General features: G+C 59.5%; 10 protein-coding genes. 4 read left to right on the forward strand and 6 right to left on the reverse strand.

The features are described 5' to 3' along the window. Nucleotides 1-131: 131 nt before the first annotated feature. Complete coding sequence (locus tag KFS80_RS01865; RefSeq protein WP_053122793.1) at nt 132-1466, reverse strand: dicarboxylate/amino acid:cation symporter; 1335 nt, start codon at nt 1464-1466, stop codon at nt 132-134. A gap of 351 nt (nt 1467-1817) precedes the next feature. On the opposite strand from KFS80_RS01865, the gene KFS80_RS01870 reads away from it, so the two are divergent. Next, on the forward strand, nt 1818-2816 hold the full coding sequence (locus tag KFS80_RS01870; protein WP_212543824.1) for an AraC family transcriptional regulator: 999 nt from the start codon (nt 1818-1820) through the stop codon (nt 2814-2816). Nucleotides 2817-3019: 203 nt separating this feature from the next. On the opposite strand, the gene KFS80_RS01875 is transcribed toward KFS80_RS01870, so the two are convergent. The 3 genes from KFS80_RS01875 to KFS80_RS01885 all read right to left on the reverse strand — a co-directional run bounded on the left by KFS80_RS01875 (nt 3020) and on the right by KFS80_RS01885 (nt 5791). Next, complete coding sequence (locus tag KFS80_RS01875) at nt 3020-4366, reverse strand: ATP-binding protein (RefSeq protein ID WP_053122797.1); 1347 nt, start codon at nt 4364-4366, stop codon at nt 3020-3022. Next, entirely contained in the window at nt 4363-5040 is a 678-nt protein-coding gene (locus tag KFS80_RS01880; RefSeq protein ID WP_212543825.1) for a response regulator transcription factor, read from the reverse strand. Before KFS80_RS01880 ends, KFS80_RS01875 begins: the two co-directional genes overlap by 4 nt. A gap of 145 nt (nt 5041-5185) precedes the next feature. Beyond that, nucleotides 5186-5791 (reverse strand): hypothetical protein, encoded by a 606-nt coding sequence (locus tag KFS80_RS01885; protein WP_053122800.1) that lies wholly within the window; start codon nt 5789-5791, stop codon nt 5186-5188. A 144-nt stretch (nt 5792-5935) separates the two neighbouring features. Here KFS80_RS01885 and KFS80_RS01890 point away from each other — a divergent pair, with 144 nt between their 5' ends. Together KFS80_RS01890 and KFS80_RS01895 are read left to right on the forward strand one after the other, a co-directional pair. Then, nucleotides 5936-6727, forward strand: coding sequence for a dienelactone hydrolase family protein (locus KFS80_RS01890; RefSeq protein ID WP_212543826.1), 792 nt, complete (start codon nt 5936-5938; stop codon nt 6725-6727). A 269-nt stretch (nt 6728-6996) separates the two neighbouring features. After that, on the forward strand, nt 6997-7716 hold the full coding sequence (locus tag KFS80_RS01895; RefSeq protein ID WP_159812693.1) for a 4'-phosphopantetheinyl transferase family protein: 720 nt from the start codon (nt 6997-6999) through the stop codon (nt 7714-7716). A 117-nt stretch (nt 7717-7833) separates the two neighbouring features. On the opposite strand, the gene KFS80_RS01900 is transcribed toward KFS80_RS01895, so the two are convergent. Both KFS80_RS01900 and KFS80_RS01905 read right to left on the reverse strand, forming a co-directional pair. Beyond that, nucleotides 7834-9444 (reverse strand): ATP-binding protein, encoded by a 1611-nt coding sequence (locus KFS80_RS01900; RefSeq protein WP_212543827.1) that lies wholly within the window; start codon nt 9442-9444, stop codon nt 7834-7836. After that, complete coding sequence (locus KFS80_RS01905; RefSeq protein ID WP_159812697.1) at nt 9441-10163, reverse strand: response regulator; 723 nt, start codon at nt 10161-10163, stop codon at nt 9441-9443. The genes KFS80_RS01900 and KFS80_RS01905 overlap by 4 nt, the downstream gene beginning before the upstream one ends. A gap of 853 nt (nt 10164-11016) precedes the next feature. Between KFS80_RS01905 and KFS80_RS01910 the strand changes: the two genes are divergently transcribed. After that, nucleotides 11017-13911, forward strand: coding sequence for a ribonucleoside-diphosphate reductase subunit alpha (locus KFS80_RS01910; RefSeq protein WP_053122809.1), 2895 nt, complete (start codon nt 11017-11019; stop codon nt 13909-13911). Nucleotides 13912-14648: the final 737 nt, after the last annotated feature.

Here is a 14648-nt window from a genome sequence, read left to right on the forward strand (position 1 = left end):
CTGTGGCGAGGGAGCTTGCTCCCGCTGGGTCGCGTAGCGGCCCCCCGTTCTAAATACAAAAGCCGGGGCCTGCTGCGCAGTCCAGCGGGAGCAAGCTCCCTCGCCACAGTTAAGCCCCTTACTACAAGGTGTTACTTGACGCTGCTCGGGGTTGGGCCTTCAGCCACACCCAGATCATCTTCAGGGCGGGTATCAGCGATACCGCGACCGCCCGAGGCCAGCTCGGATTGCAGCACGTCGGTGTCCAGTTCTTTCACCCACTTGGCAACCACGATGGTCGCAACGGCGTTGCCCACCAGGTTGGTCAGTGCGCGTGCTTCGGACATGAAGCGGTCGATACCGAGGATCAGCGCCAGACCGGCCACCGGCAGGTGACCTACCGCCGAAAGGGTCGCGGCCAGCACGATGAAGCCCGAACCGGTCACACCGGCTGCGCCTTTGGAGGACAGCAGCAGCACCACCAGCAGCGTGATCTGGTGCGTGATGTCCATGTGCGTATCAGTTGCCTGAGCAATGAACACCGCAGCCATGGTCAGGTAGATCGCGGTGCCGTCGAGGTTGAACGAGTAACCGGTCGGGATCACCAGACCCACTACCGATTTCTTCGCGCCCAGACGCTCCATCTTGATCAGCATGCGTGGCAGTACCGATTCCGACGACGAAGTGCCGAGTACGATCAGCAGCTCTTCACGGATGTAACGGATCATCTTCAGCACGCTGAAACCGTGCATGCGGGCGATACCGCCAAGCACGATCAACACGAACAGCAGGCAAGTGATGTAGAAGCAGATCATCAGTTGACCCAGCTGCACCAGCGAACCCACGCCGTAAGCGCCGATGGTGAAGGCCATGGCACCGAAGGCACCGATTGGCGCGAGCTTCATGATCATGTTGATGATGTTGAACATCACGTGGGCGAAGCGATCGATGAAGTCGAGGATCGGACGGCCGTAGTCACCCAGGCGATGCAGGGCGAAGCCGAAGATCACCGAGAACATCAGCACTTGCAGGATGTCACCGGTGGCGAACGCGCCGACGATGGTGGTCGGGATCACGTTGAGCAGGAAGCCGACAACGCTTTGGTCAGCGCCCGCCGCTACATAGGAAGCGACTTTCGAAGCGTCGAGGGTGGCAACGTCGATGTGCATGCCGTTGCCCGGCTGCACGATGTTGACCACAACCAGACCAACCAGCAGAGCGATGGTCGAAACGATTTCGAAGTACAGAAGTGCGTAACCACCGGTCTTGCCGACCGATTTCATGCTTTGCATGCCAGCGATGCCGCTGACCACGGTGCAGAAGATGATCGGAGCGATGATCATTTTGATCAGTTTGATGAACCCGTCACCCAGCGGCTTTACCGCCACGCCGAACTGCGGGTAGTAATGACCAAGCGCGATACCGATGATGATCGCGATGATCACCTGAAAATACAGGGATTTGTACAGTGGCTGACGAGTCGTCATTGCAAGTTTCCTCAAGAGCCCCGCGTGCAACATCCATCTGTTACACCGCGAAACCTGAATTGCGAACCCTCCTGCACTGGAGGGATTTGTTGTTGGAGCGGCGTTTTCCGGGCGGGATAAACGCACGCTTCTGTCGCTCTTATCGCAAACGCCGTGCCACTTTGGTGCATTTCCCGGCAAGCCTTTTGACATCAAGGGCTGCAGGTCTTTTTAGTGTCAACGTCCGGTGACTTGAGTGTGGCGGATTTCCGCCAACTCGCCGCTTGTCGTCCTACAATTTGGCGGAAATCCGCCTTGTTGCTCGCATCACCCCCGGCTACCATCCGGCGCCTGAGGAAGGATTTGTCGCTTATGCGCGAACGCACCATCGCCAGTCATTTCGCCCGTGCCGCCCTCGGTGGCGCACGCCGCCTGGGTTTCGACTATTCGAGCCTGTTGCTGCAACTGGGCATCAGCCCGGAATTGCTCGACGAACCTCGCGCGCGTCTCGCGCCGGAACAGTTCACTCAATTGATCCAGGGCCTGTGGCTGGCGCTGGACGACGAATACCTCGGTTTCGGCAACGCGCCGAGCAAGCCCGGCAGCTTCGCGATGATGTGCCACGCCTCTATTCATTGCCGCAATCTGGAGAAGGCTCTGCAACGCGGCTTATTGTTTTATAGCCTATTCCCGCAAGGCCCGCGCCTGACCCTGAGCCGCGAAGACGAATGGGTGCGTTTGAGCCTCGCCGATGCGCAATTGTGGGATCCGGATCACTTTCTCACCGAGAGCCTGCTGGTGATCTGGCATCGCCTCGGCAGTTGGCTGATTGGCCAGCGCATCCGGCTGGAACAGGTGACATTCAGCTATCCGCGCCCCGACCACGGCGCGGAATACGATTTGCTGTTTCCCTGCCCGATGACGTTTGCCAGCGATCAGAGCAGCCTGCTGTTTCACAGCCGCTACCTGCACATGCCGCTGTTGCAGGACGAACGCACGCTCAAACATTTCCTCGAACGTTCCCCCGCTGACTTGCTCTCACGCCCGGATGATGGTGACAGCCTGAGCAGTCGGTTGCGCCGCTTGCTCAGCCGTGACAGCGCGAATTGGCCGGATCTGGAAGCGGTGGCCGCGCAGATGCACATCAGCCCGCAGACGCTGCGCCGGCATTTGCGTGAGGAAGGCACGAGTTTTCAGGAGTTGAAGGATCAGCTGCGGCGGGATATCGCCATCTACCATTTAGGGCGCGCGGATTTGTCGTTGCAGCAGATTGCCGAGCAGTTGGGGTTTTCTGAGCCGTCGGCGTTTCACCGGGCGTTCAAGAAATGGACGGGGCTGACGCCGGGGGCTTATCGGGCGCAGGAACAGTGAGGCATTACATCAAAAGCCCCTCACCCTAACCCTCTCCCGGAGGGAGAGGGGACTGATTGGGGGATGCTCGAAATCTCCGCCGACCTGATACTTCGCTGTTGAATCCATAATCGACTGGCTATTTCAGGTCGATGGATAACGCCAGACACCTCGGTCAGTCCCCTCTACCTCTGGGAGAGGGTTAGGGTGAGGGCAGCTCCCAATCACACCGCCGGAAAATGAATCCTGAACGCCGCCCCACCCATCGGCGAATCCCCCAGCGTGAGCTTGGCGCTGTAACTCTCGATGATGTCCTTGACCACCGCCAACCCGATCCCCTGCCCCGGATGCTGGGCATCCAACCGTTCGCCGCGCTCGAGAATCCGCGCACGCTGATCCGGCGGTACGCCCGGGCCGTCGTCTTCGATACACAGTTCAACCCCGGCGTGATTTTCACGCACGCTGATGCGCACTTCGCCCAGACACAGGCGATAGGCGTTTTCCAGCAGGTTACCCATCATTTCCAGCAAGGCGCCCTGCTCGATCGGCACGTAACAATGCTCCGGCAGGTCAAACGCCACGCGTACATGTTTGTCGCGATAGACCTTGTCCAGCGTGTCGCAAAGGCTTTTCAGCACCGGTTGCAGACGCACCTGATGGCGCACCAGGCCGCTTTTGCGCAGGCTCGCGCGTTGCAGTTGGTAGCCGATCTGTTGGCTCATGCGTTCGATCTGCGATTGCAGCACCCAGGCCTGATCGCGATCTTCGGGGCGCTGGGCCATGTCTTCGCTGACGCCTTGCAACACTGTCAACGGGGTTTTCAGGCTGTGCGCGAGGTCATCGAGGGAGTCACGATAGCGGCTGCGCTGCTGGCGTTCGCTGTGCAGCAAGCGGTTGAGCGAGCCGGTCAGGCGCAGCAGTTCGCGCGGGTGTTGTTCGGTGAGGCTTTCGCGGGTGCCGCCTTCGATTTCGTCGAGTTCCTGACTGAGTCGGCGCAAAGCTTTTAAGCCCCAGGTCAGGCCGATCCACAACAGCGCCAGCAACACCAGCAAAGCTGCGCCGAAACCGAGGTAGAGGTTTTCGCGCAGGCCTTCGAGGGTGACTTCGTATTCGCGCACCGGTTGCAGCGCGACGATGCTGAACGCCGCGCTTTTGCCGCCGAGCAGTTTGACTTCGACGTCATAGACGAAGAATTCCTGACCGTTGGCCTCACGAATCCGCGCGAACTCGTTGCCGAGGCCGTCGTAGCGCGGTTTGTAGTTGATCTGTTCTTCCTGGGTGGCTTTCGAGCGCCAGACCAAGTGCCCTTCGCGGTCGTAGATGTAACCGAGCAGACGGAAATCGGTGAGGTTGAAACGCTCGTCCGGCAACTGATTCGGCATCACCAGCCGACCGTTTTCAATGCGTGCAGCTGAAATCAGCGTGGTGACGTCCGAGGCCAGCCGTTGTTCGATCGAGTCCTGCAACGCGAGGCTGAACGCGCCCTGCATCGCCGGGAGCAAGGCGAGCATGAACAACACCGCCAACGTGGTGGCGGCGAGCATCAGCCGGACGCGAAGCGAACGAATCAAGTGCAGCGCTCATTGAACAGGTAGCCGAGGCCGCGCACGGTGTCGATCGGTTTGAACCCGGCCGGGCCTTCGAGTTTGCGGCGCAGGCGGCCGACCAGCACTTCGATAACGTTCGGATCGCGCTCGTCGTCGTCCGGGTAGAGCTGTTCCATCAAGCGATCCTTGGGCACCACTTGCTGGTGATGGCGCATGAGGTATTCGAGGATGCGGTATTCGTAGGCGGTCAGCGCCAGCGGTTGTTCGTCGAGGGTCGCCTGTTTGCGATTAAGGTCGAGCAGCAGCGGCCCGGCGACGATGGTCGACTGGGTGAAACCGCTGGAGCGGCGCAGCAAGGCATTCAGGCGCGCGTCGAGTTCTTCGAACTGGAACGGCTTGACCACGTAATCGTCGGCACCGGCGGCGAGGCCTTCGACCTTGTCCTGCCAGTTGCCGCGCGCGGTGAGGATCAGGATCGGAAAGGTCTTGCCGCCCGATCGCAACTGGCGGATCAGGTCGAGGCCGTTCATGCCCGGCAAGCCGAGATCGATCACCGCCAGATCAAAGTTGAACTGCCCGGTCTGGTACAGCGCCTCTTCGGCATTGGCCACGGACGCGACCACGTGACCGCTCTCCGTGAGACGGGTTTGCAGGTGATGGCGCAACAGCGCCTCATCTTCGACGACCAACAGTTTCATGACCTTCTCCTAATCACTTGAAATCTCCACAACCTCCTGTGGGAGCGGGCTTGCTCGCGAAGGCGCCGGATCAGTCAACATCTACATTGACTGATCCTCCGCTTTCGCGAGCAAGCCCGCTCCCACAATGATTTCGCTGTCGTCCTTAGAAGTTGTAGTTGGCCGACAGGTAAGTCTGCGCGCTGCTGTTCAGATCCAGCGAGCCTTGTTTGCTGCCGCCGCTTTCTTTCATTTCGGTGCTGGCGTTGCTCATCAGGTAACGATAACCGAGTTCCACCGAAGTGTTCTGGGTCACTTGCTGCAACACACCCAACTGGCCGCCGACCGCATAACCGATGTCACTGTCGCGGCTGTAGCCTGGCGAATCCTGAGTGAGTTTAGTCAGACCCGCCGTGGCACCGCCGAACAACTTGGTGCTGCCGCCCACCGGGTAGAACAGATCGTAGCTGCCGAGCAGATTTTCCTGCCGCAGTTTAATGCCATTGTGCGAGCCCGACACGTTGTCGTAGGTGGCGTAGTAGCGACCCTGGCTGTTTTGCTGACCGAGGCGCACGCCGTAGGTGTTGTTGCCGTCGATGGCGCCGGTGGCGTTCGGGTGACCGAGGTTGTCGTTCAGCGCGTTGGACTTGTCGATCTTGTCACTGGTCTGGCCGAAGGACAGGCCGGCGAAATTGGTGGTGTCGTCGGCATTGGCCGCGAGGCTGGAGCCCAACAGGGTAAATGCCAGCAGCAGTTTGTTTATACGAGTCATGGGTATTTCCTCTTTCACAGTGCTGTTTGGGTATGGCGCAAGGTTACTGACCAGCCCCTGTACCGCCCCTGAACCGTCTCTGAACCTGACCTGAACCAAATCGTCTAGGCTGTTTTGACCACTTTCGATAAAGAGACCCCGACCATGCGCCTGTTCCTCGCCCTCACTTTGCTGGCGGTCAGCAGCCTGACTCAGGCAGCGATCAAGACCGAAGAAATCCCTTACCAGAGTGCCGATGGCACCAAACTGATCGGCTATTACGCTTATGACGACGCTATAAAAGGCGCACGCCCCGGTGTGGTCGTGGTGCATGAATGGTGGGGCCTGAACGATTACGCCAAACGCCGAGCGCGCGATCTCGCCGAGCTTGGCTACAGCGCGCTGGCGATTGATATGTACGGCGAGGGCAAGAACACCGAGCACCCGAAGGATGCAATGGCGTTCATGCAGACGGCGACCAAGGATGCGGCGGCATCGAGCAAACGCTTCGAAGCCGGTCTGGATTTGCTGAAGAAACAGCCACAGACCGACGTGAACAAACTCGCGGCCATTGGTTATTGCTTCGGCGGGGGCGTGGTGCTGAACGCGGCGCGTCAGGGTGAGCCGTTGTTGGGCGTGGTGAGTTTCCACGGCGCGTTGGCGACCAATACGCCGGCGACGCCTGGCAGTGTGAAGGCGAAAATTCTGGTGGAGCATGGCGCGCTGGACAGCATGGTCACGCCGAACAACGTCATCGCCTTCAAGTCGGAAATGGACAAGGCCGGGGCCAACTACAAGTTCGTCACGCTTGAGGGCGCCAAGCATGGTTTTACCAATCCGGATGCGGATCGTTTGAGCCATGGCGAACATGGCGGGCCGGATATTGGTTACAACAAGGCAGCGGATGAGAAATCCTGGGCGGACATGAAAGCGTTCTTCCAGAAAATCTTCAGCTAACCGTCCCCGACCCTGATCGTTCCCACGCTCTGCGTGGGAATGCAGCCCGGGACGCTCTGCGTCCCAACGCGGACGCAGAGCGTCTATTGAGGCATTCCCACGCGGAGCGTGGGAACGATCAAGAGACACCGCTGCGCGGCATTCGCGAGCAAGCTCGCTCCCACAGGGGATCTACTAGGCGGCAGAGATCCAGTGTGGGAGCGAGCTTGCTCGCGAAAGCTTCACCGCCGATCTCGACCTTGTCTCGACGAACCGGCAAAATGCCTGCCATGAACCTCACCCTCCCCGCCTGCTGCACCCCGCTCGATGCCGATTGGCCGTTGCCCTCGGTGCTGGCCGATACCGTGCTGCTCAGTACTCACTTCGATCCGGCGCAACTGCTCGGCGATGACTTTCGTCGCAGCGCCATCGAGCCGCCGCCGAGCATTCAGCGTTCGGTGGCCAAACGTCAGGCTGAGTTTCTCGCGGGGCGGATCTGCGCACGGGCAGCGTTGCAGCAACTGGAAGGCTCCAGCGTGGTTCCGCCGATTGGCGAAGATCGCGCCCCCGTTTGGCCGGCGCATATCTGCGGCTCGATCACCCACAGCACCGGGCGCGCGGCGGCGATTGTTGCCAATAAACAGCATTGGCGCGGTTTGGGCATGGATCTGGAAAACCTGCTCAACGCCGAACGCGCCGAACGCCTCGCCGGAGAAATTCTCACGCCGGCGGAAATGCAGCGCATGGCGGCAGGCTCGCGGGATCAGTTGGCGTTGTGGGTGACGCTGACGTTTTCGGTGAAGGAGAGTTTGTTCAAAGCGCTGTATCCGATTGTGCAGAAGCGCTTTTATTTCGAGCATGCGGAAGTGCTGGAGTGGACTGAGGCCGGTGAGGTGCGCTTGCGGCTGCTGACGGATTTGTCGGCTGAGTGGTGTAGCGGGACGGAGCTGGATGCGCAGTTTGGGGTGCGGGATGGGCAGTTGTTGAGTTTGGTCAGCATTAAGGCCTGAGGATTTTCAGCGCCTGTTCGGCCGTCTTCGCGAGCAAGCTCGCTCCCACATTTTGCAATGCGTGCCCCTGTGGGAGCGGGCTTGCTCGCGAAGGGGCCATCCCAGCCACCACAAACCTCAACGTCGTTCCTGGTTCCTCGGCCAACTCAAACTAAAACACGCCCCGCCCAAACTCTTGCTCTTGCCAATCAACGCCCGGCCGTCGTGCCAGTGAATAATCCGCCGCACAATCGACAACCCCAACCCGTGCCCGCCCGACGCGCGCGTGCGGCTGTCATCCAGGCGCAGAAACGGCGTGAAGATTTTCTCCCAGGCAACTTCCGGCACACCCGGCCCGTCATCCTCAACGTCGACCCGGCAACGCAACTGCCCGACCTGATAACTCACCGTCACGTTCGAACGGGCATGACGCATGGCGTTGCTCACCAGATTCTGCAACGCGCGGTGCAGATAACGCGGCTCAGCCTCGACCCAAGCATCGTCATTGTCCGCAGCCGACAGACACAGACCGCGCTGCACCGTGACCTCGGCGCGCAACGGCGCCAACTCTTCGATCACCTGATTGACCAGCGCATCCAGATCAATCCGCTGGAAGGTCAGCGCCGGTGAGCCCTGCTCCAGTCGCGCGTAGGTGAGCATTTCATCGACCAGCTTATCGAGATCCTCGATGTCGTGATCCATGCCCTCGCGGTATTTTTCCAGCGCTTGCGGGGTGGTCGCCGAGCCGATCATTTCCAGACCGAAACGCAGACGCGCCACCGGCGTGCGCAACTCATGGGACACCGCGCGCACCAGTTCACGCTGAATCGCCAGCAGTTGTTGCAAGTGCTCGGCCATGCCATTGAACGCCGCCGCCAGCCGCCCCACCGAGTCGGCACCGCGCGCCGGCACACGGGTTTCCAGACTGCCCTTGGCGATGCGCGTGGCCGCTGCTTCGAGACCGCGTAAACGCCGTTCGAGTTGGCGCACCAGCAAGTAAACGATCAAGCCGATCAGGCTCAGCCCGAGCGCGGCGATCAGCACCAGCCACTCCGGCGGATAGGGATTCATCTGGTACAGCGGGCCGATCTCCAGCACCCACGGCGTGCCGACCATACCGGCGAACACACGGATCGAATCGCCGCCCTTACCCAGCGCCATCACCGTGTCGCCTTCGGCCACGCGGCGGCTCTGGTCTTCGTCCATGTCGGCGTCATCCACCGTGACCAAACGCAAATCGAATCCGAAGCCCTTCTCTTCCTTTATCTGCGCCAGCCGTTTCGGTTGGTCGGCGACCTGCACGCGCACCAGCTCATCGGCGAGCAGGTAAATAGTCGCGCGCGCCAGTTGCTCGCTGATCTGCTGCACCTCGCCTACGAGCACAAGCTGCTCTTTGTCGCTGACCAGTCGATAGACCTTCGCCGCGTGCGGGCCGGTCTGTTCGACCAAAGCCTGGCCGCGCTGCACGCGGGTGCGTTGGGTCAGGTCGAGATCAGTGTCGGTAAACTTTTTCAGCGCCAGCGGAATACCCAGCAACCGCTCCCACACCAACAGTGCGCGATGGCGTTCGGTTTCGTTCATCGGTTGCAGGTTGCTGGCCATCAGCGAGAACGTGCCGTGGGCCAGACGCTCGCGGTACTGCTCGCTGCGCACTTGGTTGAGCAGGTTAAGCGCCAGCACGCCGAGCACTGCCACCAGAATGATCGCTGCGCACATGCCGCCATAAATGCGCAGGAAGATCGAGTTCACAGCGGCAGGTCTACGCAGGCTTCAGGGACGAACAGGTAGCCTTTGCTGCGCACGGTTTTGATCAGGCGTGGATGGTCGGGGTCGTCGCCGATTTTCGGGCGAATGCGCGAGATGCGCACATCGATCGAGCGATCCTGGCCGTCGTAACCGATGCCGCGCAGGGCTGTGAAGATTTCTTCCCGCGAGAGAATGCGCCCGGCGTTGGAGACCAGCAGCCAGAGCAGATCGAATTCGGCGCTGGTCAGTTCGATGCCGTTATCGCTGAGCCAGGCTTCGCGCAATGCGTTGTCGACCACCAGCGGGCCGAATTGCAGGCGACGGCTTTTTTCGCTGGTCGGCTCGGGTGAGTCACTGCGTCGCAGCAACGCCTGAATCCGCGCCAATAACAAACGCGGGCGCACCGGTTTGCACACGTAATCGTCGGCGCCAAGGTCGAGGCCCTGGATCTGGTCAGCATCATCGGTGCGCGCGGTGAGCATCAGGATCGGCCCGTCGTAACGGTCGCGGACTTTGCGGCAGATGCTCAGGCCATCTTCGCCGGGCAGCATCAGGTCGAGGATCACCAGATCCGGTTGCTCATTGATGATCCGCGCTGCGGCGAGCGCACCGTTGCCTTCAATTTCCACGCGCAGTCCATTGGCTTGCAGGTAGTCGCGCGTGAGTTCGGCCAGTCGCTGGTCATCCTCGACGATCAATACCTGCCAGGCTTGTTGCTCCACCGGTGACCTCTGCTTTCTATTGTTATTAATAAGAAGGAACGTCTGACTCAACACAATTCCCTGTGGGAGCGGGCTTGCTCGCGAAGGCGTCGTGTCAGCCAACCTCTTAGTCATCTGACACACCGCATTCGCGAGCAAGCCCGCTCCCACAGTTTTCAATGCTCCCGTGTTTTTGTCATGTTTCTGGAGGATAAAATCGCGTTCACATGGCCCGATTGTATAAACGGCGTACAGCCAGAACACAAGTCGGTAAATGCGTTCGGACAAGGCGATTTTTTGTGGTAGGGTTCGCGCCCTTAAAAATCCGCTGAAGCGTTTTTCCCGGTGAGAAAACGGTGACAAACGGTCTAGCTCAGCAGGTTCGCGGCCTACACGAGAATTCCACCTTTCTTACACAATTTACGCACAGGTTTATCCACAGGTAGTACGTTGCAACACCCCTCGAAACGCATTATCTTGTAGCACGGCGCTAAAAAAACCCTACATATAGGGTTTTTGACTGAAAAGCCCAACCACATTTCAGACCTGAAACTCAAGCGATTTATTGCCGGTTTCCGGTTGAACCAAGCAAGTTTTCTGAAGACCAAACCGCACTTGCGGATGGCACCGTTTTTCAGGTCGGAAACGACCGAAACGGTACGGGTGTTGCAGTCATTACTGTCACCCGGGATGGAACCCGGCTCGAGCCTTGGCTCGCAGCCAAAAACTTCGGCAGGGACGCGGCGTCATTAGCCTTTTTCCTACTGGTCCGAAGTTGTTATGCCCGACGCCCGTCGGTTGTAGTGCTTCTGGCCAGAACGGTGGGCACCATGATGGTGCCCAAACAAACTAGAGAATGTGGAGATCACCCCCCATGCAAACCGACACAACTCGCGAGAACCCGCAGGGCACCTTGCCGCAGGCCGCTGATTCGAATTCGGATCTGGCAGCCACCGCGCCTGGTCAACTGCGCGTGATCAAGCGTAATGGCACTGTCGTTCCTTACACCGATGACAAGATCACCGTCGCTATCACCAAAGCGTTCCTCGCAGTTGAGGGCGGCACCGCTGCCGCCTCGTCGCGAATCCACGACACTGTTGCCCGCCTGACCGAACAAGTCACCGCGACCTTCAAGCGTCGCATGCCTTCGGGCGGCACCATCCACATCGAAGAAATCCAGGACCAGGTTGAACTGGCCCTGATGCGTGCCGGCGAGCAGAAAGTGGCGCGCGACTACGTGATCTACCGTGACGGTCGTTCGAAAGAACGCGCTGCCCACGCCCCGACCGAAGAAGCGGTCAACGCTCACCCGTCGATCCGCATCACCCGCGCTGACGGCAGCCTGGCGCCGCTGGACATGGGCCGCCTGAACACCATCGTCACCGAAGCGTGCGAAGGTCTGGAAGAAGTCGACGGCGACCTGATCCAGCGTGAAACCCTGAAAAACCTGTACGACGGCGTGGCCCTGACCGACGTCAACACCGCCCTGGTGATGACCGCCCGTACTCTGGTTGAGCGCGAGCCGAACTACTCGTTCGTCACCGCCCGCCTGCTGATGGACACCCTGCGTGCCGAAGGCCTGGGCTTCCTCGGTGTGGCCGAAAGCGCTACTCACCACGAGATGGTTGACCTGTACGCCAAGGCGCTGCCGGCTTACATCGCCAAAGGTATCGAGTTCGAACTGCTGAACCCTGTGCTGGCCACCTTCGACCTGGAAAAACTGGGCAAGGCGATCAACCACGAGCGCGATCAGCAATTCACCTACCTGGGCCTGCAAACCCTGTACGACCGTTACTTCATCCACAAGGACGGTATCCGCTTCGAACTGCCGCAGATCTTCTTCATGCGCGTGGCCATGGGCCTGGCGATCGAAGAGAAGCAGAAAGAAGACCGTGCGATCGAGTTCTACAACCTGCTGTCGTCCTTCGACTACATGTCGTCGACGCCGACCCTGTTCAACGCCGGTACCCTGCGTCCACAGCTGTCGAGCTGCTACCTGACCACCGTGCCGGATGACCTGTCGGGTATCTACCACGCGATCCACGACAACGCCATGTTGTCGAAATTCGCTGGCGGCCTGGGCAACGACTGGACGCCGGTGCGTGCACTGGGTTCGTACATCAAGGGCACCAACGGCAAGTCGCAAGGCGTGGTTCCGTTCCTGAAAGTCGTGAACGACACCGCCGTCGCCGTTAACCAGGGTGGCAAGCGCAAAGGCGCTGTCTGCGCTTACCTGGAAACCTGGCACATGGACATCGAGGAGTTCATCGAACTCCGCAAGAACACCGGTGATGATCGTCGTCGCACCCACGACATGAACACTGCCAACTGGATCCCTGACCTGTTCATGAAGCGCGTCTTCGACGATGGCAAGTGGACCCTGTTCTCGCCATCCGAAGTACCGGACCTGCACGACCTGACCGGTAAAGCCTTCGAAGAGCGTTACGAGTACTACGAAGCCCTGACCGAATACCCAGGCAAGGTTCGTCTGTTCAAGACCATCCAGGCCAAAGACCTGTGGCGCAAAATGCTGTCCATGCTGTTTGAAACCGGCCACCCATGGCTGACCTTCAAAGACCCGTGCAACCTGCGCAGCCCGCAGCAGCACGTCGGCGTGGTTCACAGCTCGAACCTGTGCACCGAAATCACCTTGAACACCAACAAGGACGAAATCGCCGTTTGCAACCTGGGCTCGATCAACCTGCCGAACCACATCGTCAACGGCAAGCTGGACACCGCCAAGCTGGAACGCACCGTGAACACCGCCGTGCGCATGCTCGATAACGTTATCGACATCAACTACTACTCGGTGCCACAAGCGAAGAACTCCAACTTCAAGCACCGTCCGGTCGGTCTGGGCATCATGGGCTTCCAGGACGCGCTGTACCTGCAGCACATCCCTTACGGTTCCGACGCTGCCGTCGAGTTCGCCGACAAGTCGATGGAAGCGGTCAGCTACTACGCAATCCAGGCTTCTTGCGACCTGGCCGACGAGCGCGGTGCGTACGAGACGTTCCAGGGTTCGCTGTGGTCCAAAGGCATCCTGCCACTGGATTCGCAACAGATCCTGATCGAGCAACGTGGCCAGAAGTACATCGACGTTGACCTGAACGAATCCCTGGACTGGGCACCGGTTCGCGCCCGTGTACAGAAAGGCATTCGTAACTCCAACATCATGGCCATCGCACCGACCGCGACCATCGCCAACATCACTGGCGTATCGCAGTCGATCGAACCGACTTATCAGAACCTGTATGTGAAATCGAACCTGTCGGGCGAATTCACCGTGATCAACCCGTACCTGGTTCGCGACCTCAAGGCTCGCGGTCTGTGGGACTCGGTCATGATCAACGACCTGAAGTACTACGACGGTTCGGTTCAGCAAATCGAGCGCATCCCGCAAGAACTCAAAGAGCTCTACGCGACTGCCTTCGAAGTGGACACCAAGTGGATCGTTGACGCGGCCAGCCGTCGTCAGAAGTGGATCGACCAGGCCCAATCGCTGAACCTGTACATCGCTGGCGCATCGGGCAAGAAACTCGACGTGACCTACCGCATGGCTTGGTACCGTGGCCTGAAAACCACCTACTACCTCCGTGCCCTGGCCGCAACCAGCACCGAGAAGTCGACCATCAGCACCAGCAAGCTGAACGCTGTATCCAGCGGCGGCAACCACGGTGATGATTCGGTTCTGGCTGCTCCAGCCGGCCCAGCGCCAGTGCCAAAAGCCTGCGCGATCGACGAGCCGGATTGCGAAGCTTGCCAATAAGCTGAGCGAAATCAGGTGTTGAAAAACACCTGATTGAAAAAGCCCCTGACAGACCTCTGGTTTGTTGGGGGCTTTTTTTTGGCTGGTTGAAATGGATTGAATATGAACAGCTATCGCCAGCAGGCTCACTCCCCCAATCAAATCAAAAGCAAACCCTCACCCTAGCCCTCTCCCAGAGGGAGAGGGAACTGACCGGGGTGTTTGGGCAAGATGCACCGACATGAAATACCGAGTTGAATTTGAGCTTCAAATCCAAATCAAGAGCCCCTCACCCTAGCCCTCTCCCAGAGGGAGAGGGAACTGACCGGGGTGTTTGGGCAAGATGCACCGACATGAAATACCGAGTTGAATTTGAGCTTCAAATCCAAATCAAGAGCCCATCACCCTAGCCCTCTCCCGGTGGGAGAGGGAACTGACCGCGTGGATTGGGAGAGGTACGCCGACATGAAATACCGAGCCGAACACAAATCCTGAGAAGCCCAAAAATCGGCTCCCTCTCCCTCTCCCTCTCCCTCGGGAGAGGGCTGGGGTGAGGGGCGAATCCAACGAAAATCAAAAGCCGACCACGCTGTGCTGTTCACCACTCAACACGATGAGCGCAAGCTCGGGTGCAGCTTTTGATCTTAGAGCCCGTCGGGAGGCTGAGTGGAGGGATTCATACGGGGAAAGCATCGAGAGGAGGTGCAGCGAAGCAAACCGTAGGCGATGCCCCCGGATGAACCCGGAGCGAAGGAACC

The organism is Pseudomonas rustica (assembly GCF_018336155.1).
Lineage (GTDB): Bacteria > Pseudomonadota > Gammaproteobacteria > Pseudomonadales > Pseudomonadaceae > Aquipseudomonas > Aquipseudomonas rustica.